At 66.7% G+C, this 21,152-nt stretch carries 26 protein-coding genes; 12 read left to right on the top strand and 14 right to left on the bottom strand.

Annotated features, from left to right (window positions below; genetic code table 11):
• The first annotated feature begins 7 nt into the window (after nt 1–7).
• Nucleotides 8–892, top strand: coding sequence for a cyclopropane mycolic acid synthase family methyltransferase (locus tag OK015_RS08350; RefSeq protein ID WP_268130644.1), 885 nt, complete (start codon nt 8–10; stop codon nt 890–892).
• Here the strand turns inward: OK015_RS08350 and OK015_RS08355 are convergent.
• Both OK015_RS08355 and OK015_RS08360 read right to left on the bottom strand, forming a co-directional pair.
• Nucleotides 839–1,390: a YbaK/EbsC family protein gene (locus OK015_RS08355; protein WP_268130646.1), complete on the bottom strand. Its 552-nt coding sequence runs from the start codon at nt 1,388–1,390 to the stop codon at nt 839–841. The genes OK015_RS08350 and OK015_RS08355 overlap by 54 nt on opposite strands.
• Before the next feature lies 1 nt (nt 1,391).
• Nucleotides 1,392–2,252, bottom strand: coding sequence for an SDR family oxidoreductase (locus OK015_RS08360; protein ID WP_268130648.1), 861 nt, complete (start codon nt 2,250–2,252; stop codon nt 1,392–1,394).
• A gap of 303 nt (nt 2,253–2,555) precedes the next feature.
• Here OK015_RS08360 and OK015_RS08365 point away from each other — a divergent pair, with 303 nt between their 5' ends.
• Nucleotides 2,556–3,218, top strand: a complete 663-nt coding sequence (locus OK015_RS08365; RefSeq protein WP_268130650.1) for a sigma-70 family RNA polymerase sigma factor — start codon at nt 2,556–2,558, stop codon at nt 3,216–3,218.
• The gene (gene rsrA / locus OK015_RS08370; RefSeq protein ID WP_268130651.1) at nt 3,215–3,514 is read left to right on the top strand and encodes a mycothiol system anti-sigma-R factor; all 300 of its coding nucleotides are present in this window, start codon (nt 3,215–3,217) and stop codon (nt 3,512–3,514) included. Before OK015_RS08365 ends, rsrA begins: the two co-directional genes overlap by 4 nt.
• 28 nt (nt 3,515–3,542) lie before the next feature.
• Here rsrA and OK015_RS29235 read toward each other — a convergent pair whose 3' ends face one another.
• The gene (locus tag OK015_RS29235) at nt 3,543–3,617 is read right to left on the bottom strand and encodes a 50S ribosomal protein bL37 (RefSeq protein WP_089025046.1); all 75 of its coding nucleotides are present in this window, start codon (nt 3,615–3,617) and stop codon (nt 3,543–3,545) included.
• Nucleotides 3,618–3,829: 212 nt separating this feature from the next.
• On the opposite strand from OK015_RS29235, the gene OK015_RS08375 reads away from it, so the two are divergent.
• Nucleotides 3,830–4,045, top strand: coding sequence for a biotin/lipoyl-binding carrier protein (locus OK015_RS08375; protein ID WP_268132538.1), 216 nt, complete (start codon nt 3,830–3,832; stop codon nt 4,043–4,045).
• A 48-nt stretch (nt 4,046–4,093) separates the two neighbouring features.
• Nucleotides 4,094–5,596: a sensor histidine kinase gene (locus tag OK015_RS08380; RefSeq protein ID WP_268130653.1), complete on the top strand. Its 1,503-nt coding sequence runs from the start codon at nt 4,094–4,096 to the stop codon at nt 5,594–5,596.
• Nucleotides 5,597–5,657: 61 nt separating this feature from the next.
• Here the strand turns inward: OK015_RS08380 and whiB1 are convergent, their stop codons facing one another.
• Complete coding sequence (gene whiB1, locus OK015_RS08385; protein WP_036467351.1) at nt 5,658–5,912, bottom strand: transcriptional regulator WhiB1; 255 nt, start codon at nt 5,910–5,912, stop codon at nt 5,658–5,660.
• A 286-nt stretch (nt 5,913–6,198) separates the two neighbouring features.
• Nucleotides 6,199–7,164: a diacylglycerol/lipid kinase family protein gene (locus OK015_RS08390; RefSeq protein ID WP_268130656.1), complete on the bottom strand. Its 966-nt coding sequence runs from the start codon at nt 7,162–7,164 to the stop codon at nt 6,199–6,201.
• A gap of 92 nt (nt 7,165–7,256) precedes the next feature.
• Here OK015_RS08390 and OK015_RS08395 point away from each other — a divergent pair, with 92 nt between their 5' ends.
• Nucleotides 7,257–7,712, top strand: a complete 456-nt coding sequence (locus tag OK015_RS08395; RefSeq protein WP_268130658.1) for a hypothetical protein — start codon at nt 7,257–7,259, stop codon at nt 7,710–7,712.
• Here OK015_RS08395 and OK015_RS08400 read toward each other — a convergent pair.
• The 3 genes from OK015_RS08400 to OK015_RS08410 are packed head-to-tail and all read right to left on the bottom strand — an operon-like array spanning nt 7,664 to nt 9,851.
• Nucleotides 7,664–8,146: a GNAT family N-acetyltransferase gene (locus tag OK015_RS08400; protein ID WP_268130660.1), complete on the bottom strand. Its 483-nt coding sequence runs from the start codon at nt 8,144–8,146 to the stop codon at nt 7,664–7,666. The two genes, OK015_RS08395 and OK015_RS08400, sit on opposite strands and share 49 nt — an antisense overlap.
• Nucleotides 8,143–9,243 carry an isochorismate synthase gene (locus OK015_RS08405; RefSeq protein ID WP_268130662.1) on the bottom strand — a complete coding sequence of 367 codons (1,101 nt, stop codon included), beginning with the start codon at nt 9,241–9,243 and terminating at the stop codon, nt 8,143–8,145. Before OK015_RS08405 ends, OK015_RS08400 begins: the two co-directional genes overlap by 4 nt.
• Nucleotides 9,240–9,851 carry an acid phosphatase gene (locus tag OK015_RS08410; protein ID WP_268130663.1) on the bottom strand — a complete coding sequence of 204 codons (612 nt, stop codon included), beginning with the start codon at nt 9,849–9,851 and terminating at the stop codon, nt 9,240–9,242. The genes OK015_RS08405 and OK015_RS08410 overlap by 4 nt, the downstream gene beginning before the upstream one ends.
• A gap of 160 nt (nt 9,852–10,011) precedes the next feature.
• Here OK015_RS08410 and OK015_RS08415 point away from each other — a divergent pair, with 160 nt between their 5' ends.
• Complete coding sequence (locus tag OK015_RS08415) at nt 10,012–10,812, top strand: ParA family protein (RefSeq protein ID WP_268130665.1); 801 nt, start codon at nt 10,012–10,014, stop codon at nt 10,810–10,812.
• A gap of 61 nt (nt 10,813–10,873) precedes the next feature.
• On the opposite strand, the gene OK015_RS08420 is transcribed toward OK015_RS08415, so the two are convergent.
• Nucleotides 10,874–12,085, bottom strand: coding sequence for an Rv3212 family protein (locus tag OK015_RS08420; protein WP_268130667.1), 1,212 nt, complete (start codon nt 12,083–12,085; stop codon nt 10,874–10,876).
• A gap of 5 nt (nt 12,086–12,090) precedes the next feature.
• Nucleotides 12,091–13,593, bottom strand: a complete 1,503-nt coding sequence (locus tag OK015_RS08425) for a DEAD/DEAH box helicase (protein WP_268130669.1) — start codon at nt 13,591–13,593, stop codon at nt 12,091–12,093.
• 253 nt (nt 13,594–13,846) lie between these two features.
• Here OK015_RS08425 and OK015_RS08430 point away from each other — a divergent pair, with 253 nt between their 5' ends.
• Entirely contained in the window at nt 13,847–14,542 is a 696-nt protein-coding gene (locus tag OK015_RS08430; protein ID WP_268130671.1) for a ferritin-like fold-containing protein, read from the top strand.
• A 3-nt stretch (nt 14,543–14,545) separates the two neighbouring features.
• On the opposite strand, the gene OK015_RS08435 is transcribed toward OK015_RS08430, so the two are convergent.
• A complete protein-coding gene (locus OK015_RS08435) occupies nt 14,546–15,328 on the bottom strand; it encodes an MmpS family transport accessory protein (RefSeq protein WP_268132540.1) in 783 nt (260 codons plus the stop codon).
• Between the two features lie 196 nt (nt 15,329–15,524).
• Between OK015_RS08435 and OK015_RS08440 the strand changes: the two genes are divergently transcribed.
• Entirely contained in the window at nt 15,525–15,788 is a 264-nt protein-coding gene (locus OK015_RS08440; protein ID WP_268130672.1) for a DUF3107 domain-containing protein, read from the top strand.
• Here the strand turns inward: OK015_RS08440 and OK015_RS08445 are convergent.
• Nucleotides 15,785–16,471: a TetR/AcrR family transcriptional regulator gene (locus tag OK015_RS08445; protein ID WP_268130674.1), complete on the bottom strand. Its 687-nt coding sequence runs from the start codon at nt 16,469–16,471 to the stop codon at nt 15,785–15,787. The two genes, OK015_RS08440 and OK015_RS08445, sit on opposite strands and share 4 nt — an antisense overlap.
• Nucleotides 16,472–16,669: 198 nt before the next feature.
• On the opposite strand from OK015_RS08445, the gene OK015_RS08450 reads away from it, so the two are divergent.
• From OK015_RS08450 to OK015_RS08460, 3 genes are all read left to right on the top strand, one after another.
• The gene (locus OK015_RS08450) at nt 16,670–17,695 is read left to right on the top strand and encodes a DUF3152 domain-containing protein (RefSeq protein ID WP_268130676.1); all 1,026 of its coding nucleotides are present in this window, start codon (nt 16,670–16,672) and stop codon (nt 17,693–17,695) included.
• Between the two features lie 73 nt (nt 17,696–17,768).
• The gene (moeZ, locus tag OK015_RS08455; protein ID WP_268130677.1) at nt 17,769–18,947 is read left to right on the top strand and encodes an adenylyltransferase/sulfurtransferase MoeZ; all 1,179 of its coding nucleotides are present in this window, start codon (nt 17,769–17,771) and stop codon (nt 18,945–18,947) included.
• A 109-nt stretch (nt 18,948–19,056) separates the two neighbouring features.
• Nucleotides 19,057–19,911 (top strand): TIGR02569 family protein, encoded by an 855-nt coding sequence (locus OK015_RS08460; RefSeq protein WP_268130678.1) that lies wholly within the window; start codon nt 19,057–19,059, stop codon nt 19,909–19,911.
• A gap of 113 nt (nt 19,912–20,024) precedes the next feature.
• On the opposite strand, the gene OK015_RS08465 is transcribed toward OK015_RS08460, so the two are convergent.
• Both OK015_RS08465 and OK015_RS08470 read right to left on the bottom strand, forming a co-directional pair.
• Nucleotides 20,025–20,327, bottom strand: coding sequence for an MGMT family protein (locus OK015_RS08465; RefSeq protein WP_268130680.1), 303 nt, complete (start codon nt 20,325–20,327; stop codon nt 20,025–20,027).
• A 1-nt stretch (nt 20,328) separates the two neighbouring features.
• Nucleotides 20,329–21,114 carry an alpha/beta fold hydrolase gene (locus OK015_RS08470; protein WP_268130682.1) on the bottom strand — a complete coding sequence of 262 codons (786 nt, stop codon included), beginning with the start codon at nt 21,112–21,114 and terminating at the stop codon, nt 20,329–20,331.
• Nucleotides 21,115–21,152: the final 38 nt, after the last annotated feature.

Raw genomic sequence — 21,152 nt, forward strand, 5'->3', positions numbered from 1 at the left:
TTGTGCCTTGTCCTCAGATGAAACCGCCAATTCCGGCTTGCAGCCGCATTTCGAGGACGTGCAGGCCCACTATGACCTGTCCGACGAGTTCTTCGCGCTTTTCCTGGATCCGACGCGTACCTATAGCTGCGCCTATTTCGAGCGCGAGGACATGTCGCTCGAGGAGGCCCAGTTCGCCAAGGTCGACCTCTCGCTGGGCAAGCTCGGCCTGCAACCCGGCATGACGTTGCTCGACATCGGCTGTGGCTGGGGCACCACGATCGTCCGTGCGCTCGAGCGTTACGACGTCAACGTCGTCGGCTTGACGCTGAGCCGCAATCAGCAGGCACACGTCCAGCAGCGTCTGGACAGCCAAACGTCTGCGCGAAGCAGGCGCGTGCTGCTGCAAGGCTGGGAGCAGTTCGACGAGAAGGTCGACCGCATCGTGTCAATCGGGGCCTTCGAGCACTTCGGACGCGACCGCTACGACGACTTCTTCAAAACCGCGTACGAGGCGCTGCCGGATGACGGGGTGATGATGCTGCACACCATCATCAAGCCCAGCGATGAGGAATTCGCCGAGCGTGGTCTGCCCATCACCATGACGAAAATTCGGTTTATGAAATTCATCATGGACGAGATCTTCCCGGGCGGAGACCTGCCCAACGCCAAGTCCGTCGAAGAGCACGCCAGGCGCGCCGGCTTCAGCCTCGAGCTCTACCAGCCGCTGCGTCTGCACTACGCCCGCACCCTCGACAATTGGTCTGCCGCACTCGAGGCGCGTCGCGACGAGGCCATCGCGATTCAGTCGCAAGAGGTCTACGACCGGTACATGAAGTACCTGACCGGTTGCGCCGACCTATTCCGCGAGGGCTACACCGACGTCGCGCAATTCACCCTCACCAAAGGCTGACCGCAACACCTGAATGTCGGCGGTGACCGCACCGGTCACGCGGATCAGGTCCTGCGGGGCGACCGCGACATCCCAGCCGCGGCGACCGGCGCTGCAAAACATCCGTTCCCAGGCGAGCGCACTGGAATCGAGGACCGTCGGCAGCGCCTTGCGCTGACCGAATGGCGACACCGCGCCGAGCACGTACCCGGTGGACCGCTCGGCGATCGCGGGTTCGGCCATGGCGACCTTGGCCACCCCCAGCGCCGCGGCGGCGGCCTTCAGTGAGAGCCGGGCGGTCGCCTGCACGATCGCGACGGCCAGCCCGGTGGGCACCGCGATAACCAGCGTCTTGTAGATCTGCTCGGGGGCGATAGCGCCGACCCCCGAAAAAGCCTTGGTCAGCGCGTTGACCGCTTCCGCGCCGTACGAGTGTTCCCGCGGGTCGTGGCCGTATTTCACCACCTCGTGCGGCACACCGGCGCTGGTCAGCGCCGCCAGTGCCGGCGTCGCGGCCACATTAAGGGCCCGTGTATCCCGGCGGGTTGACGCCTTCCACCCAGAAGTCTTCGCCGAGCTTGGAACCCGGGATGCAGTCGTACACGGACAAGTCGGTCACACCCGACTCGAGCAGTACGTCTTCGCACAGCAGCGAGTGGCCCGTGTACTCCTTCGATGGCTTGTTGAGGATGACGTAGGCCGCGTCGGAGTAGATCTCGGGTTTGCGCGCCCGCCCCATCGCCTCGTCGCCGCCGAGCAGGTTCTGTACCGCGGCGGTGGCCACCAGCGTGCGCGGCCACAACGTGTTGGACGCGATGCCCTCGTCGCGCATCTCCTCGGCGATCCCCAGCGCGCACAGCGTCATGCCGAACTTGGCCATCATGTACGCCGTCGGCTTCAGCCATTTGCTTTCCAGCAGCACGGGCGGGGACAGCGTCAGGATGTGGGGATTCTCCCGGCCCTTCATATGCGGGAGGCAGGCCTGCGACACCGCGTACGTGCCGCGCACCTGGATGCCGTTCATCAGGTCGAATCGCTTCATCGGCACCTCGGCGATGGAGCCCAGGTTGATTGCCGAGGCATTGTTCACGCAGATGTCGATGCCGCCGAACTGCTCGACGGTCTTGGCCACCGCGGATTCGACGGACTCCGGGTCGCGGACGTCCCCAACGATCGGCAGGGCCTGGCCGCCGGCCTCCTCGAGTTCCTTGGCGGCGGTGTACACCGTTCCCGGCAATTTCGGGTGCGGCTCGGCGGTCTTGGCGATCAGCGCGATGTTGGCGCCGTCCTGTGCGGCGCGCTTCGCGATTGCCAGGCCGATACCGCGGCTGGCGCCGGAGATGAACATGGTCTTGCCTTGCAGAGACGTGGCGTGGGACATGGCGTCACATTAACGCCACGCACGAGCCGGCTGGATTGCGGGACCGCGCCGGTCGCCTCGGGAGAGGAAATAGCACGTCGGCTGGCGCTGTTGACTCTGTAGGTCTCTGAAACGCGTGCGGGCGACCCGGGCAAACTTTGTCGGTCGCAACCTTTAGATTGGGAGGGGGATCTGGTGTCAACGGCGACGTGCCTGTTAGACAATTCACTAGGCCAGGAGCAGTTGGCTCGGTTCTTTGCGAGTCCGGTGTCGCTAGTGGTGCTACCCGGCGACGCCGCAACAGAAGGGACCGTGTTGAACGAGATGGCCGACTCTGACGATGGCCCGGACGCAGTCAGCGGTTCAGACAATGCCGAGCCCACACCGGTTCGAGAGACCGATGCGGAGCTGACGGCGCGCTTCGAGCGCGACGCGATTCCGCTGCTGGATCAGCTCTACGGCGGCGCGCTGCGCATGACGCGCAACCCCGCGGACGCCGAGGACCTGCTTCAGGAAACCATGGTCAAGGCCTACGCCGGATTTCGGTCGTTCCGGGCCGGCACCAACCTCAAGGCGTGGCTGTACCGCATTCTGACCAACACTTACATCAATAGCTATCGCAAGAAGCAGCGCCAGCCCGCGGAATATCCGACCGAGGAGATCACCGACTGGCAGCTCGCGTCCAACGCCGAGCATTCCTCAACGGGGCTGCGTTCGGCCGAGGTCGAGGCCCTGGAGGCGCTGCCGGACACCGAGATCAAAGCGGCGCTGCAGGCGCTCCCGGAAGAATTCCGGATGGCCGTCTACTACGCCGATGTTGAGGGTTTCCCGTACAAAGAGATCGCCGAAATCATGGACACTCCCATCGGGACGGTAATGTCTCGGCTGCATCGGGGCAGACGCCAGCTGCGTTCCCTGCTGGCCGACGTGGCCGAGGAGCGTGGCTTCAACCGGGGTCAGCAGGCGCACGAGGAGGTGCCGTCATGAGCGAGTTTTCGCCCGATGTCCCCTCGGCAGGTGCAGATCCGCGCACGAAGGCCGAGTGCGCCGAATTGATCGCCGAGGTATGGACCCTGCTCGACGGCGAGTGCACGCCCGAGACGCGGAAAAAGCTTCAGCAGCACCTCGACGAATGCCCGCCATGTCTGCAGCTGTTCGGGATTGAAGAGCAATTCAAGGCGCTGATCGCAACCAAGTGCAGCGGTGACAAAGCTCCGGAGGGCCTCAGGGAGCGCCTGCGGCTCGAGATCCGCCGTACCACGATCATCCGGGACGTGCGATAGCAGCACGCGCGAGCGCGACTACCAGGTGTTAGGCGTTGGGCCGCTTGCCGTGGTTGGCCTTGCTGTACTTGCGGTCACGCTTCTTGCGGCCACGCTTGGCCATGGGGAGAACCTCCGTCGTTCGTTCATGATTCGGGCGCTCGGCACCCGTCAGATTGCCAACCAGTATCTCATGGCGGCGGCGGCGGTGATTCACCCCACCGGCGCCAGGGCGCGCGCCGCGGTGCCTGATGATGTTGTGGTTCGATATACATGAGCTTGAGAAGCCCGGACCAGCAGCCAGCATGCGCAATGGCCGAAACGAGTGGGGTGAAGATGGCCGAGGATGTTCGTGCCGAGATCGTGGCCAGCGTGCTCGAAGTCGTGGTCAGCGAGGGCGACCAGATCGGCAAGGGCGACATCGTCGTGCTGCTGGAGTCGATGAAGATGGAGATCCCGGTCTTGGCCGAAGTCGACGGCACAGTCAGCAAGGTGAGCGTCGCGGTCGGCGATGTCATTCAGGCGGGCGACCTCATCGCCGTCATCAGCTAGTCGTCGGCGCTTCGCACATACCGCCGTGGGACGACGCGGGAGTAATTGATGTCCACGCTCGGTGATCTTCTGGCCGAACACACGATGCTGCCCGGCAACGCCGTGGACCACCTGCACGCGGTGGTCGGGGAGTGGCAGCTACTGGCCGACTTGTCGTTCGCCGACTACCTGATGTGGGTTCGCCGCGACGACGGTGTGCTGGTGTGTGTGGCGCAGTGCCGGCCCAACACCTCGCCCACGGTTCTGCAGACGGACTCTGTGGGTAGCGTCGTGGCCGCCCAGCGGCTACCGCTGGTCGCCGAGACCTTCGCATCGGGCACAGCGCAGCGGAAAACCACTGCAAGCCAACAAGATTCGTGGCAGCTTCCCGGACCGCACGTCGCTGCGTCCCCGGTGCGCTACGCCGAGCAGGTGGTGGCGGTGCTCACCCAGCACCAAATCTCGCTGACGCCCGACGAGCACTCCGGGCATCTGGAGACCGCGTATCGCGAATGCGCCAGCGACCTCGTGTACATGCTGTCGGAGGGCACCTTTCCCGATGTCCGTGACGTCGCCATGTCACGCTCGACGCCACGCGTGGGCGACGGATTCATCCGTCTCGACGTCGACGGCGTGGTCGCCTACGCCAGCCCCAACGCCCTGTCCGCATATCACCGCATGGGTCTGACGAGCGAGTTGGAGGGGCACAACCTCATCCGGATCACGCGCCCCCTGATCTCCGACTCGTTCGAAGCCCAAGAGATGGCCGAGCACGTCCAGGACTTGCTGGCCGGCGGCAAGAGCATGCGGATGGAGGTCGACGCCGGCGGCGCCACGGTGTTGCTGCGGACCTTGCCGCTGGTGGTGCACGGAGCCAGCACGGGCGCCGCGGTGCTGATCCGCGACGTGACCGAGGTGAAACGCCGGGACCGGGCCCTGATCTCCAAGGACGCCACGATCCGCGAGATCCACCACCGGGTGAAGAACAACCTGCAAACGGTGGCGGCGCTGCTACGCCTGCAGGCCCGCCGAACGGCAAACGCCGAGGGCCGCGAAGCCCTGATCGAGTCGGTCCGTCGCGTCTCGTCGATCGCGCTCGTCCACGACGCGTTGTCGATGTCGGTCGACGAGCAGGTCAACCTGGACGAGGTGATCGACCGGATCCTGCCGATCATGAACGACGTGGCCTCGGTGGATCGCCCGATTCGGATCAACCGGGTCGGCGATCTGGGCGTGCTCGACTCCGACCGCGCCACGGCACTGATCATGGTGATAACCGAGCTGGTGCAGAACGCGATCGAGCATGCGTTTGACCCGGCTGCCCGGGAAGGGTCCGTGACGATCCGCGCCGAACGTTCGGCGCGCTGGCTGGACGTGGTGGTACATGACGACGGGCGGGGACTGCCCGACGGATTCAGCCTGGAGAAATCCGACAGCCTGGGCCTACAGATCGTGCGCACTCTGGTGGCGGCGGAACTGGACGGCTCGCTGGGGATGCGGGAAGCATCCCGCGGCGGCACCGACGTCGTGCTGCGGGTGCCGATCGGCCGGCGGTCCAGGTTGTTGCTGTAGCTGCCCACGCAACAGCGCGGCCCCGACAAGTTGTCGGGGCCGCGCTGTCTAGAGACTGGGGTCAGACTCCGCTGCGGGCCTTCGTCCGGGCGTTGCGGCGCTTGAGCGCGCGCCGCTCGTCTTCGCTCATACCGCCCCACACGCCGGAGTCCTGACCGGTGTTCAAGGCCCACCCGAGGCACTCTGTGGTCACCGAACACCGATTGCAGACCAGTTTCGCGTCAGCGATCTGTGCGAGCGCCGGGCCGCTATTCCCTACCGGGAAGAACAGCTCCGGGTCCTCGTCACGACAGACCGCCTTGTGGCGCCAATCCATAAGTAGTTACTCCTCACTATGTGCGCAGCATCGCGCACTGGCGTTATTTTCTTCGGCTCTTAACGCTTGCATGAGTAAGGGTCCGTTTGGTACCCCCACAAATCTCTGCATGCAACCTTTCGATCGTTTCACAGGCACAACAGATGTCAATAGCGTGCGTTAGCGCGTGGTCTATCTCACTTTGATTAAGGCTTAGCCAAGCCCTCACTCCGTTGTACTACACTCGCCGATTACCCTGCCATGAATTTTCGGCCGGCCGGGCCGCGCGGCCCGGTATTGCCGCAGGTCAGGGCCTTTTATTTTGCGGCGGTGCCGCCACCGGAAGCGCGTCGCGCACCGCACGAAACGTCATGGAATCGCGCAGCCCCAGGTACTCCCCGTCGTACTGGCTGGCAACCGGCTCGCCGCTGCAAGTGATTCGCAGGCAAGGTGTGTCGTCGTCGCGGATAAGTTGTTTGGCTTCCGGCTCCGGATGCTTCGAGAGGATCTGGCGGAGTAATCGAAGTGTGGGAATCACCTTCATGCTGGTGACCGCGAACACGCCAAGACCCGACTCGAAGCTGCAATCCGGGTTCGTCACCATCGGCCGGCTGTTGCTGTAGGTCCATGGCCTCGTGTTGGACACCCAGGCGAATTGGACTCCCGAGACGGGTTCGCGGCCGGGGAGCTCGAGCGTCATCTCGGGCGCTCGGCGGCTGTAGCGCACCGTTGCAGGCACCGCCACCCGCCAATAGCGCAACGGCGTGACCTTGATGCCCTTATTGCGTTGGGCTTCCACCGCGGCGACCACTTCGGCGTCGACGCCCATTCCGGCGTTGATCACCGCCCACTGTTCACCGCAGTCGATCAGGCTGATCCGCCGCCAGGTCTGGTGGCGGCGGTAATCGTCGATCAGCTGGATGAGCTGGTTGGTGGCGGCAACCGGATCGCGGGAGATTCCCAGCGACCTCGCCAGCACGTTCGCCGAGCCACCAGGCACCACCGCGACCGCGGGGACGTGCCCAGACCGCTCCGCGCCGGGACGGCCCAGCAAGCCGTTGACGACCCCGCTCACCGTGCCGTCGCCGCCGTGTACGACGACCAGATCCACCCCGTCCTCGGCGGCCGCGTGGCCGAGTTCGGTTCCGTGGCCGTGGTGGTTGGTGTGCTCGACGGTGAGCTCGAGGCGGCTCTTGAGTGCATGCGCCAGGAGATCGCGGCCGGCCGGTGTGGTGGAAGTGGCTGTTGGGTTCACGATCAGCACCGCTCGCATGACGCACGAGCTTATGCGGGACGGTTAAGGCGGTGCTATGGGGCAACCGCCGGCTCGCCGGGGATAGCGGCGGCCCTGGCTACGCTGACGCTGTGAACCGCGTCCCCCGCAACCGGGAGAAACCACCGCCTCCGTCCGTCGTTCGTGGCGCGGGACTCATCGTCGCGGCGCAGGGTCTCGCGGCGCTGGTGACGTCCGTGGTCCTGGTTGTGCGCGCGATCGCCGGAGCCGACCAGCGGGTGGTCAACGGTCTGGGTACCGCGCTCTGGTTCCTGGTGATCGGCGGCGCGGTGTTGGCTGCCGGACGCGCGCTGGTGGTCGGCAGGCGTTGGGGGCGCGGGCTGGCGGTGTTTACCCAGCTGCTGCTGTTGCCGGTGGCTTGGTACCTCGCGGTGGGGTCGAATCGCCCGGCCTTCGGCATTCCGCTGGCCGTCGTGGCGCTGACGGCGTTGTTCTTGCTGTTCAGCCCCTCGGCCCTGCGCTGGGTCGCCGGTGGAGATCAGCGTGGTCCGGCCAGCTCGGCCAGCGGCGGACCGGACAACCGGTAGGTCGTCCATTCTCGTTGCGGTTGCCCGCCGATCTCGTCATACAGTGCTATCGCGTCGGCGTTCCAGTTCAGCACCGCCCACGACAACCGCGTGTAGGCATTGTCGACGCATTCGGCCGCCAGGGCGGCAAGCAGTCCGCGAGCCAGGCCGCGACGGCGAAATCTCGGTCGTACAAACAGATCTTCGAGGTAGATGCCCCCGGCGCCATCCCAGGTGGAGAAGTTGACGAACCAGAGCGCCATCGCGGCGACCTCGCCGTCAACTTCGGCGACATGGGCGTACGCGATTGAGGAATCACCGAAAAGCGCTGCCGAGATTTGCTTTTCGGTGACGGTGCACTGATCGACGGCGTTTTCGAATTCGGCCAGCGCGTGGATCATGTCCGCAATGTCGGCGGTGTCGCCGGGTGCGGCGCGACGGATGCTTTCGCTCACTGCTCAATTCCTAGTGCGTTCAGTATCGTGGCGAACTTCGTTGTGGTTTCGTCAACTTCGTCGTCAGGATCCGATTCCGCGACAATGCCGCCGCCGGCGTGGGCCAGGGCGGTGCGGCGATCCGCCGAGAGTTGCGCGCAGCGGATGGACACCACCCAGTAGCCGTCGCCGTTGGCATCGCACCAGCCGACCGCCCCGGCGTAGAAACCACGGTCGCCTTCCAGTTCGGCGATGAGCTCGGATGCGGCCTTCGCCGGCACCCCCCCGACCGCCGGGGTGGGATGCAGTGCCAACGCGAGATCGATTGCGGTAGTTGATTTGTCGCGCAGCCGTCCGCTGATCGGCGTGCACAGATGCCACACCGCCGCGGTGCGGCTCAACTGCGGTTCGGCTGCGATGGACAGCTCGTCGCACAGCGGTTCCAACGCGGCCCGCATCGTGTCGATCACCAGCTGATGCTCGTGGCGGTCCTTGGCGGATGCGGCCAGGGCGGCGCCATTGGCGGTATCGACTTCCGGATCCGCGGCGCGTGGGGCGGACCCGGCGAACGGCTGGCAGATCACCCGGTCGCCGGAGCGCGCGACCAGCAGCTCCGGGCTGGCGCCCACCAGGGCCGCGCCCGCGTAGTCCGCGCCGGCGGGGGTGAGGTCGGCCAGATAGCAATAGGCCGCCGGATCGTTGGCGGCCAGACGGCGCATGATGACGCGGGCGTCCAGCGCACCCTCGGCGGCCAGTTGCAACGCGCGGGCCAGCACCACCTTGCTCAGTGCCGTGTCCGGTGCCCTCAGCTCGTCTCGTGCGCGGCTGATCCGGACGCGGTAGTCCGCCGGCGGCGGGATGGCAGCGGCGATTCGCACGCTGGGCAGCGGTCCCATCGGCCAGTCGGGCGGCCCGGCACCGCGCCGCACCCTGTCGGGTACCAGCAACGCGGCTGGTCGGTCTATGTCAAAAGGCAATGCGCCCAACACTATTGGGACCGATCCGGACATCAGCGCGGCCCACGCGGCGCCCGCGTCGCGGTAGCGCGTCCGCACCCCTTCGCCAATCAGGGTGCCGCGCGGACCGCACAGCGCGAACGGCGGTTCGGTGGTGCTCAACCGGGTGCGATCGCCTGCAGCTGGCCGGTCAATCCGAGCGCAGCGAGCTGTCGCACGCCATGCTCGAACCCACACGCGGCGATCGAGCCGGCGAGCATCCAGAAGCGGCTGCCCTCGACGAGCGGCAGCTCTACCCAGCGCGTGATGACCGATCGGGAGAAGTGGCTATGGCCCACGAACACCACGTCGCGCGAGCTCATGTGCTCTAACGCAAATGCGACGGCCCGATCAGCACGGTCGCTGACTTGCGCCACACTCTCGCCGCCGGGACATCCGTGCGTCCAGACCAGCCAGTCGGGAACCGATTCCCGGATCTGCGGGGTCGTCAACCCTTCGTAGGCGCCGTAATCCCATTCGGCCAGCAGCTCAGATACCTCGTCGACGGCGAGCCCGGCCAATTTTGCTGTGGTCAGGGCGCGTATGCGGGGGCTGCTGATCACCAGCGGGTCGGCAAGTTCAAGTTCACGCAAAACGTGCCCGGCGAGCTCGGCCTGGACCCGGCCGGCATCGGTCAATTCGATGTCGGTGCGGCCAGTGTGCTGGCCGGATTTCGACCATTCGGTCTCACCGTGGCGGAGGAGTACGAGTCTGTGGTTGTGCAAGCCCATGTGGACTGATTCTGCCTGACGACTTGCCGTCCCCGTCGGGAGAAGTCCTTAGCTCCCGGCCGCGAACGTGCCAGGATGGCAGGTGTGAGTGCGCCGACGACGAGGGGACAAAGAGCGATGAGGTGGGGGTACCTCCCGCTTGCGGGGGAGAGCGGCGCTGATGAGTGAGACGCGGGTACTGGCGGTCGCCAACCAGAAGGGCGGAGTCGCCAAGACGACGACAGTCGCCTCGCTAGGCGCGGCGATGGTGGAAAAAGGCCGGCGAGTGCTTCTTGTCGATCTGGATCCGCAGGGTTGCCTGACGTTCTCGCTCGGTCAGGATCCCGACAAGTTGCCAGTGTCGGTGCACGAGGTGCTGCTCGGTGAGATCGAGCCGGGTGCCGCGCTGGTCACCACCATGGAGGGAATGACGTTGCTGCCGGCCAACATTGACTTGGCCGGCGCCGAGGCGATGCTGTTGATGCGGGCCGGCCGCGAGTACGCGCTCAAACGTGCACTGGCCAAAGTCTCCGACCAATTCGACGTGATCGTCATCGATTGCCCGCCGTCGCTGGGAGTGCTCACCCTCAACGGGCTGACGGCTGCCGACGAGGTGATCGTGCCGCTGCAGTGCGAGACGTTGGCGCACCGCGGCGTCGGTCAATTCCTGCGCACTGTCGTCGATGTCCAGCAGATCACCAACCCGAATCTGCGGCTACTCGGCGCATTGCCCACGTTGTACGACTCGCGCACCACCCACACCCGCGATGTGCTGCTCGATGTCGCGGACCGCTACGACTTGCCGGTGCTCGCGCCGCCCATCCCGCGCACCGTGCGCTTCGCCGAGGCCAGCGCGTCGGGCTCGTCGGTGATGGCCGGGCGCAAGAACAAAGGCGCGGTGGCTTACTCCGCTTTGGCACAGGCGTTGATCAAACACTGGAAGTCCGGCAAACCGCTGCCGACGTTCGCCATCGAGGCGTGAGTGTGCGTCCGTGCCGCCCAGTGTGCGATGACGGAGACGGGCGCGCGCACCGGGTGTAGGTCTAGCCCAGGGCTACCACGGTGTCGCCCCGCTGCTCGAACACCCGGGAGCCCGACACGGCCGGGACGACGGCGCGGGTGCTCGGGGCCCGGTCCACCGCAATGTAGCGTTCATTGGCTCCGGTCACGGGGTCATAGACGCCGATCGCGCCGGTGACCGGAATGAGCAGCTTGCCCGCCATCATGGTGCCGGGACCCAACGGGACTGTCTTCTCGCCCGCCGCAATTGTGTAGCGCAGGGTCAGACTGCTGGCCTCGAAGACGAGAACGGAATCGCCGGTCCACCAGGTCACCAGGTTGCCCGCCTGCGACACCGCCGAATTCGACGGCGCCTTGGGCAGCGGCGTGCTCGCCACGACGGTGCCCATTTCATCGACCACGTCGACCCTGGGCCGCGGCACCGGCAGATACACGGCCGTGTTGCTTTGCCAGACGGTCAGCACGCGAGCACCCGAGTTGACTCCGATCCCGGGCTCGGCGACGAGGTGTTGCGCAGGCTCGTCGTCTTCCTTGCCGGGACGCAACAGGGCGAGTCGCAGGTCGGCCTGGTTCGCGCAGCTCTCCAACACCGACACCGCCAACGAGGTGGCCGCCCCCGAGTACAGCTTGCATCCGGAGTGCAGTCCCCGTGACGACGGTTTCACCCGGGCGTCGGTCTCGCCGTAGGCGAGCATCCGGACCAGGTCCGAGCGCCACAGTTCCAGCCGGGTGTCGCCGACCGACAACACCGTCGTGCCATCGGAGGAGAGGCGCACCTGAGGGTCGGCGTAGCTACTGCGGGCGGCCCCCCGGCGGCCGGTGGACCCGTCGATGGCGGTGACCTGACCGCAACCGCGGTCGTCGCGATAGACCGCAACGGCGTAGTGGTAGACCCAGGAAAGGCCGCACAGGTCGCTGTCCCGGGCATAGCTCCAGCGCGTCTGGCCGGTGCCGGCGTCGCGCCCGTCCACCTCGCGGCCGTCGCCGGTGGCCACCGTCCCGCCCACGATCACGGGTGCCGTGGTGGCGGTGCTGGGGGCGGTCCACAGCTGCTTCAGACCGGCCGGCACCTGCTTGGCCAAACTCGGGTTCGGCGCGGGCGTGGCGGCGGGCCGGCTGATCGTGGCCCGCGCATCACTGGTCCACCAGATCAGGGACGCGGTTGCGGCGACGACGACCGCGATCGCCGCGGCGGCCAACAGATCGCCTTTGGTCCGGCGTTCGGGTTTGACCATGCGGCTCAGTTGGCGTGCGTGGTGGCTTCCGTCGGCTTGCGACGACGACGGCGACGACGGTTGTTGGTCCCGTTAGCGCCATCGCCGGATGCCGAACCCGCCGGCGTCTCCGCTGCGCCTTCCCCATCGCCGTTGGCGCCCGGGTGGCCGCTCACGGGCTGGCCAGCGCGGGTGCGGCGGCGCCGGTTTGCCGAGCGGTCGCGCGCCGGCCTCTCCGGTGTCGCGCCGCCTTCGGTGTCGCGTCGCTTGACCGGTGACTTCCGCGGGGTACCGACGCTGCCGGTGGCCTCGGTCGGGATGCCCAACTCGGTGTAGAGGTGCGGCGAATTGGAGTAGGTCTCGACGGGGTCGGGGGAGCCCAGGTTCAGGGCCTTGTTGATCGCCGTCCAGCGGGGCAGTTCGTCCCAGTCGACCAAGGTGACCGCGATGCCCGTCTTGCCGGCGCGACCGGTACGGCCGATCCGGTGCACATAGGCCTGCTCGTCCTCGGGGATCTGGTAGTTGATGACATGGGTGATGTCATCGATGTCGATGCCGCGGGCCGCGACATCGGTGGCCACCAGCACGTCGACGTCACCGTTGCGGAAGGCCTTGAGTGCCTTCTCCCGGGCGATCTGGCCGAGATCGCCGTGCACGGCACCGACCTTGAAGCCCCGCTCGGCCAGCTCGTCCGCGACCTTTTGGGCGGTGCGCTTGGTGCGGGTGAAGATCATCGTCGCGCCCCGGCCATCGGCCTGCAGGATCCGGGTGACCATCTCCACCTTGTCCAGCGCGTGGGCGCGAAAGACGAACTGCTCGGTGGTGTCGTGGGTGGCCGCCGAATGCGGTGCCTCGGCGCGGATGTGGGTGGGCTGGACCATGAAGGTACGGGCCAGCGTGATGATCGGGTCCGGCATGGTCGCCGAGAACAGCATCGACTGCCGGTCGACCGGGATCTGACGCAGGATGCGCTCGATGTCCGGCAAGAAGCCCAGGTCGAGCATCTCGTCGGCCTCGTCCAGCACCAGCACCGACAACCCGCCGAGCTGCAGGTGGCCCTGCTGGGAGAGGTCGAGCAGCCGGCCAGGAGTGCCCACCACGACGTCGGCGCCGGTTCGCAGCGCGTCGATCTGTGGTTCATAGGCTCGTCCGCCGTAGATCGACACCACCGAAAGCCGGCGGCCTTCATCGGCGATCAAGTGTTTGGCAGCGGCGGCCAGATCCTCGGTGACCTGGACGCAGAGTTCGCGGGTGGGCACCACGATCAGGGCGCGCGGTGTGCCGTTGAGCGGCCGTACCCCGACGCCGTTGGTGATGCGCTGCAGCAGCGGGACGCCGAAGGCGAGGGTTTTACCCATGCCGGTGCGGGCCTGGCCGATGACGTCGTCGCCGGCCAGCGCCATCGGCAGGGTCAGTTCCTGGATAGCGAAGGCATGCTCGATGCCCTTTTCGGCGAGGGCCCGAACGATTTCGTCGCGGACGCCGAGTTCGGCAAAGGTTGGTTCAGTTTTGCTAGTCAATGCGGTCATGCGTGGGTGATGTACCTTTCGGTGACGTATTCGGTTGGGATCGGTGTTTTCTCGCGGTCACGCGCGCACGAGTTCCGACTCCGAATAGATCTCCGAGTCCGCCGGGCCCTGCTGAGATTTGGGCAGGCCGGCTGTGCACGCACATTTCGCCGATAGCGCCGGTAGAAGAAATACAGCCGCTATCTACCAGCATGATAGCTGGTCGACAGCTGGCACCCATCTTCTTCCACGTCCGCCGACTACAGTGATGCCCATGACTTCGGCCTCCTCTGCCGACCAAGTAGACGATTCGCCCGCCACCCGGCTCAGCGCGGATCATCCGGGTGTCAACGAACTGTTCGCAGTGCTCGCCTACGGCGAGGTGGCCGCGTTCTACCGGCTGACTGACGAGGCCCGAATGGCGCCCGACCTGCGGGGACGGATTTCGATGGCGAGCATGGCGGCCGCCGAGATGAAGCATTACGAGTTGCTGCACGACGCCCTGGAAAGCCGGGGCGTCGACGTCGTTACGGCCATGGCGAGGTACGTGTCGGCGATCGAGAACTACCACCGGCTGACGATGCCCAGCACCTGGCTGGAAGCATTGGTCAAGACCTATGTCGGCGACGCGCTGGCGGCCGACCTTTACCTCGAGCTTGCCGACGGACTGCCCGACGAGATCGCCGACGTGGTGCGCGAGGCGCTGTCGCAAACCGGACACTCGCAGTTCGTCGTGGCCGAAGTTCGCGCCGCCGTGACGGCAAGCGGCAAACAACGCAGCCGGTTGGCGCTATGGGCCCGGCGGCTGTACGGCGAAGCGATCACTCAGGCCCAATATTTGCTGGCTGACCATGATGAACTTGTCGACCTGGTGGTAACCGGCACCGGTGGTCTAGGACAGCTCAGTGCATTTTTCGAACGTCTGCAGCAAACGCACGAGCGACGGATGCGCGAGCTCGGTCTGAGCTGATCCCTATTTCGTGCAGGTCGCCAGGTTGGAGTTGTTGGCCGACGCCACCTCGACCTGGCCCTGGGCGTTGACGATCGCACAGTTGAGCCGGCCCACGATGCTGGTCGCGACGACGGATCGGGTCGTCACCCCCGGGTTGAGCACGATCACTTTCGACCAGGGCAGCGACACGTTGAACTCGGTCTGGGGGTAGCCACGGGCGTCGGTATAGACGACGTTCACCAGGTCCAGGAGTTCCTTGGTCCCGGTGACGCTGTAGAAGACGGTGCTGGGATTCAGTGTGGCCCTTGGTGCTACGAGCGCGGGAGGCGGCGCCGCCAGCGGTGGTGCCGTCAGCGCGGCACTCGGCGGTGTCAGGGTGGTGACGGTCTCCGGAGGTAGCTGCGGCGCCTGCGACGTGCTCGGTGCCGGGCTGAGCGACGCGCTCGGCGGGCTAGTGGTCCGCGGCGCGGACGTGATGCTCGTGGCAGCCGGCGGGCCCACGGTGCCCTTCGTCGAGGCGCTGTCGCCGCTGTTGATGATCACCGCGGTCGCGATCGCGCCGATCGCCACCACCGCGCCGAGCACCGCGACCGCCGGACGCCAGCCATTCGAGGGCCAGAGGAGCGCGCCGTAGCCCTCGTCCTCGTAGTCGTCGTCGGTGTAGTCGTCGTCGGTGTCCGGGTACGCGTCATCGTCGTAGCCGTCGTAGTCGGCTCCGTCGTAAGTGTCGTCACCGGGGTAGTCGTGGACAAGGCCACGATCTAGGCCGGTGCGATCATCGAGCGTGTTTCTGATGATGCCGATGTTACTGACGTGAAACCGCCCGAACCGGCGCCGTGCGCCACCTTGATCCAGCTGGGAGCCAATCGTTATCTGCCGTTAGACAGCGTTTCGCTTACCGCGAACTCAAAGCGGTCACCCTCTGCTCGTAGCGCACCGGCCGCGTCCACTAACCTGCTGCTGACATGCTTGCGACGGAATATCAACGGAAGGGGCCATCGTGGAGGTCAAGGTCGGTATCACGGACAGCCCGCGCGAGCTGGTCTTCTCCAGCACGCAGACGCCCGCGGAGGTCGAAGAGGCCGTGAGCGCCGCGCTGCGTGAAGGCTCGGGTCTGCTGAGCCTCAGCGACGAGAAGGGCCGCCGCTTCCTGATCCACACGCCCAGCATCGCCTACGTCGAGATCGGTGTCGCCGACTCTCGTCGGGTCGGCTTCGGAATCGGGGCCGACGTTGGCGCGAAGTCGGGTGGGAAGGCTCGCTAAGAGCGCGTAAGCGGCACGTGTGACAGCCCGCCCCACGCGAACGCGACGGTGCCGTCGACGGCGTCGGACTTGGAGATCGGGCGGTCGGAGTCCAGCCAGTACCTCGCGCAATCGACGCTGATGCCGACCAGCCCCACCGCGATCATTCGGGCGCGGTGCGGGTCCAGGCCGGAATCGGCGCTGATCAGCGCGAAAACCGCGTCGATGCACGACTCGGTGGCCGCCCGTACCTGCGCGGCGACCTCGGGCTCGGTGACGTAGTCGTTTTCGAAGATCAGCCGGTAGCCCTGGCCATCGTGCTCGATGAAGTCGAAGAACGCCTGGATCGCGGCGCGCAACCGCTGCCGGTTGTCGGTCGTGGTGCTCAGGGCGTTCTGCACGCCCGAGACCAGGTTCTCGACGTGGCGATCGAGGACCGCCAGATACAGCTCCAGCTTGCTCGAGAAATGTTGATACAGAACGGGTTTACTGACCCCCGCCCGGTCGGCGATCTCATCCATGCCGGCCGCGTGGTAGCCGTGGTCGACGAAGACGTCGCTGGCCACGATCAGCAATTGGCCACGACGCTCGTCGCGCGGCAACCGATTTCCCCGCCGATTCGAGGTCGCTATGCCGTCACTGGGCCGACCGCGCTCAGCCGACCTGACCGCACGCCGTGCCGCCGACTTGGCGAGATCGCTCACATGGTCCTCATCTGAATTCTGGCGACTGCCGATCAAATCCTGACGGGCCAGTCGCGCGTCGCTCGTCGCACAGACATTACTACCCCTGGTGTACCCGTGACCGGCATCGGCGCCGTCGGCGCAGGCTGAACCGGTGTGGTGGGGTGCGCTCGGGCGCGCCAGGGACGCCCGCGGTCCCTGCTGTGCCATCCTGGGGCAATGACGTCCGAGCCACCCGTGCCGGGCACCGGTCGAGTGCCCGTGCTACGTGACGAGTGGCGGGAACCGCTTCGGGCCCTGCGGGACCCGACGGCGCGGGGTGTCGGACGGCCGAGGGCCGACCGCGACCGTCCTCGCCAATGGCGGAAACAAACGTGGCTGGGCCGGTTCATCTCCACCTACGGCTGGCGTGCGTATGCGCTTCCCGCCCTGGTGGCGCTGACTGCGGTGGTCATCTATCAGACCGTGACCGGCGTCGGCGCGCCGATACCGACGGCGAGCAAGCCGATCCAAGGGCCGCCGGCCATCGGGGCGGTGGGCACGGCGATCCTGGATGCACCGCCGCGCGGCTTGGCGACCTTCGACGCCAATCTGCCGGCGGGGACGCTGCCGGACGGCGGCCCGTTCATCGAAGCGGGTGACAAGAGCTGGAGCGTCGTGCCGGGCACCACACCGCAGATCGGTCAGGGCACCGCCAAGGTGTTCAGGTACACCGTCGAGGTCGAGAACGGCCTGGATCCCGCGATGTTCGGCGGTGACGACGCATTCGCCACGATGGTCGATCAGACGTTGGCCAACCCGAAAGGCTGGACGCACAACCCGCAATTCGCGTTCGTCCGGATCGACACCGGCAAGCCCGACTTCCGGATTTCACTGGTGTCTCCGGTGACGGTGCGCGAGGGCTGCGGCTACGAGTTCCGGCTGGAGACCTCCTGCTACAACCCGGTGTACGGACCGAACCGGGAGGCGCGGGTGTTCATCAACGAGGCGCGCTGGGTGCGCGGCGCCGTGCCGTTCGAGGGAGACGTCGGTTCGTATCGGCAGTACGTCATCAACCACGAGGTCGGCCACGCCATCGGCTATGTTCGCCACGAACCGTGCGACAAGCAGGGCGGGTTGGCGCCGGTGATGATGCAGCAGACGTTCTCCACCTCCAACGACGACGCCGCGAAGTTCGACCCCGAATACGTCAAGGCCGACGGCAAGACCTGCCGCTTCAACCCCTGGCCGTATCCGATCGCCTAGCCCGGAAGCAATGCCCGCGATCCAAGCGTTTACTTGAAATGCTGAGTCGCGAAGCTGACCGAGGAGATATCCGGTGCCCACATCGTTGCCGCCACTAGTCGAGCCGGCCGGCGAGCTGAGTCGCGACGAAGTGGCGCGCTACAGCCGCCACCTGATCATTCCCGAGCTGGGCGTCGACGGGCAGAAGCGGCTGAAGAACGCGCGGGTGCTGGTGATAGGCGCCGGCGGACTCGGGGCGCCGGCGTTGTTGTATCTGGCCGCGGCCGGCGTCGGGACGATCGGCATCGTCGAGTTCGACGTCGTCGACGAGTCGAACCTGCAGCGCCAGATCATCCACGGCGTCGCCGATGTCGGACGGCCCAAGGCGCACTCGGCGCGCGAATCGATCCTCGCGATCAATCCGCTGGTCGAGGTGCGATTGCACGAGTTCCGGCTGGAGGCGAGCAACGCCGTCGGCCTGTTCGGGCAATACGACCTGATCGTGGACGGCACCGACAACTTCGCCACCCGGTATCTGGTCAACGACGCTGCGGTGCTGGCCGGTAAGCCCTACGTGTGGGGATCGATCTACCGTTTCCAAGGCCAGGTCTCGGTGTTCTGGGAGGACGCACCCAACGGCATGGGGCTGAACTACCGCGACCTCTACCCGGAGCCGCCGCCACCCGGCATGGTGCCGTCCTGCGCCGAAGGAGGCGTGCTGGGCATCATCTGCGCGTCGATCGCGTCCGTGATGGGCACCGAGGCGATCAAGCTGATCACCGGCCTCGGCGAACCGCTGCTCGGTCGGCTGATGATCTACGACGCGCTCGAGATGAGCTACCGCACGATCAAGATCCGCAAGGACCCGTCGACCGCGAAGATCACCGATCTGGTCGACTACGAAGACTTCTGCGGCGGGGTGTCCGAGAATGCGGTCGAGGCGGCCAGCGAATCCACGATCACCCCGGGGGAGCTGCGGGTGTTGCTGGATTCGGGCAAGAAGCTGGCTCTGATCGACGTTCGCGAGCCGGTCGAGTGGGACATCAATCACATCGACGGCGCGCAATTGATCCCGAATTCGTTGATCAGTTCCGGCGAGGGCCTGGCAAAGCTGCCGCACGACCGCACGGCGGTGCTGTACTGCAAGACGGGTGTGCGCTCGGCCGAGGCGTTGGCCGTCCTGAAGAAGGCCGGTTTCGCCGATGCCGTCCACTTGCAGGGCGGAATCGTGGCGTGGGCTCAGCAGATGCAGCCCGACATGGTGATGTACTGACCCGCTCAGCGCGCCGTAACGGCGCGCATTGTCGCCCGGTTGAGCTGGATTGCCGAGCTCCTCAGCGCGCCGTAACGGCGCGCATTGTCGCCCGGCTAGGCTAACCCCCGTGAGTGTCGAACCACCGCCGGAGCACGTGCTTTCGGCGTTCGGTTTGGCCGGGGTCAAGCCCATCGCCCTGGGCGCCAGCTGGGAGGGCGGCTGGCGATGCGGCGAAGTCGTCCTCTCGATCGTCGCCGACCACGCGCGCGCCGCCTGGTCCGCGCGAGTGCGCGAGACGCTGTTCGTGGACGGCGTGCGGCTGGCCCGGCCGGTCCGCTCGACCGACGGGCGCTACGTGGTCTCGGGATGGCGAGCCGACACGTTTGTCGCCGGCACGCCGGAGCCCAGGCATGACGAAGTCGTGTCGGCGGCGGTGCGACTGCACGAGGCCACCGGCAAACTGGAGCGCCCCCGATTCCTGACCCAGGGACCCACCACTCCGTGGTCGGACGTCGACGTGTTCATCGCCGCCGACCGCGCCGCGTGGGAAGAGCGGCCGCTGCAGTCGATTCCGCCGGGTGCGCGGACCGCTCCGTCGCCCGCAGACGGCCAACGCTCGGTCGAGCTGATCGGCCAGCTCGCGACGCTGCGCAAGCCGACCAAGAGCCCGAACCAGCTGGTGCACGGAGACCTCTACGGGACGGTGCTTTTCATCGGCACCGCTGCGCCGGGGATCACCGACATCACGCCGTACTGGCGGCCCGCATCGTGGGCTGCCGGTGTCGTCGTCGTCGACGCCCTGTCCTGGGGTGAGGCCGACGACGGGCTCATCGAACGCTGGAACGCCTTGCCCGAGTGGCCGCAGATGTTGTTGCGCGCGTTGATGTTTCGTCTGGCGGTACATGCGTTACATCCGCGGTCGACGGCCGAGGCCTTCCCGGGCCTGGCTCGCACGGCGGCCCTGATCAGGCTGACGCTCTAGCCGCCGCACGCCGGGCGCTGACGCTCTAGCCGCCGCACGCCGACATCGACGTTACCGCGGCGACACGCCGAGACGTTGCACGATTACGTCGATCTCGGTGAACGACGGCGTGCTCAGTCGGGAAACTCGTAGCGCACCTCGCCGAGCGCGACCCTGCCGTCGATGGAAAGAACGCCCTCGGCGCGCAGCAGTTCCAGTTGCCGGGTCGTCAAATGCCGGGCCGGGCGCCCGGACGCGGTGATCACCCGATGCCAGGGCAGGTCGGAAGAATCGGTGCGCATGATCCATCCGACGATCCGCGGGCTGGAAAGCCCTGCCACAGCGGCGATGTCGCCGTAAGTGGAGACGCGGCCGGAGGGGATGGCCGCCACCAAGGCACGCACCCGCTCGACTTGCTCCTCGGTCACCGGCGCCACGTCAGCGCGCCCGCAACCGCGTGCGGATCAGCGCGGCGACCTCGGTCGGCTTGGCGACGGGCACCATGTGGTTGCACTCGTAGGTCAGGAACTCGAAATCGGATCCCAAGCGTTCCGTCAGGCCCGCGACCAGTTGGTCGGTGACGTAGGGCGGCGACGTCCACGCCGCGCGCACCAACGTCGTCGGCGTGCCCGCCGGCGGAAACACGGTGGGGCGGGCCAACTCACTCCAATAGGACATCATCGCCGGCACGCTGACCCGCCAGCCGTACCGCCCGCTGGGCAGCTGGACCAGATGCTCGTCGAGTTCGGCGTCCAGCACGGCGGGGTCGACGTCCGCCCAAGAACCGTTGGCCTTTTCAGCGCGCGCTTCCGCGGCATCCGGGTAGTCGGGCGACGAAAACATCGCCTCGGCGATGTCGCGCATCCACCCGCCGTCCAAACCTACCGCCGGGTCGAGCAGCACTAGCGCCGCCACCAAATCCGGCCGGACCGCGGCCAAGTGCATTGCCAGCCCCCCGCCGAACGAGTGTCCGACAACCAGCACCGGGGTCTCGGCGACCTCGTCGAGCAGCGCGGCCAGCGCCGCGACGTTGGCGTCAATGGACCACGGCGCGGCCCACGACGACCTGCCATGGCCGAGCAGATCGGGAGCGGCGATGGCGATTTCGGGCAAGTAGTCGCCCAGGTGCTGCCAGCGCTGGCCGTGACCGGTCAGTCCGTGCAGGGCGAGCATCTGCACCGGGCGAGACGGACCGAAGCGGTGCACGTGAAGGTCGGTGGTCACGCGTCGATGATGCCAGGCCCGCCACCCGCCGCCGCCGC

Origin of the sequence: Mycobacterium sp. Aquia_216, assembly GCF_026723865.1 — a bacterium.
Classification (GTDB): Bacteria; Actinomycetota; Actinomycetes; order Mycobacteriales; family Mycobacteriaceae; genus Mycobacterium.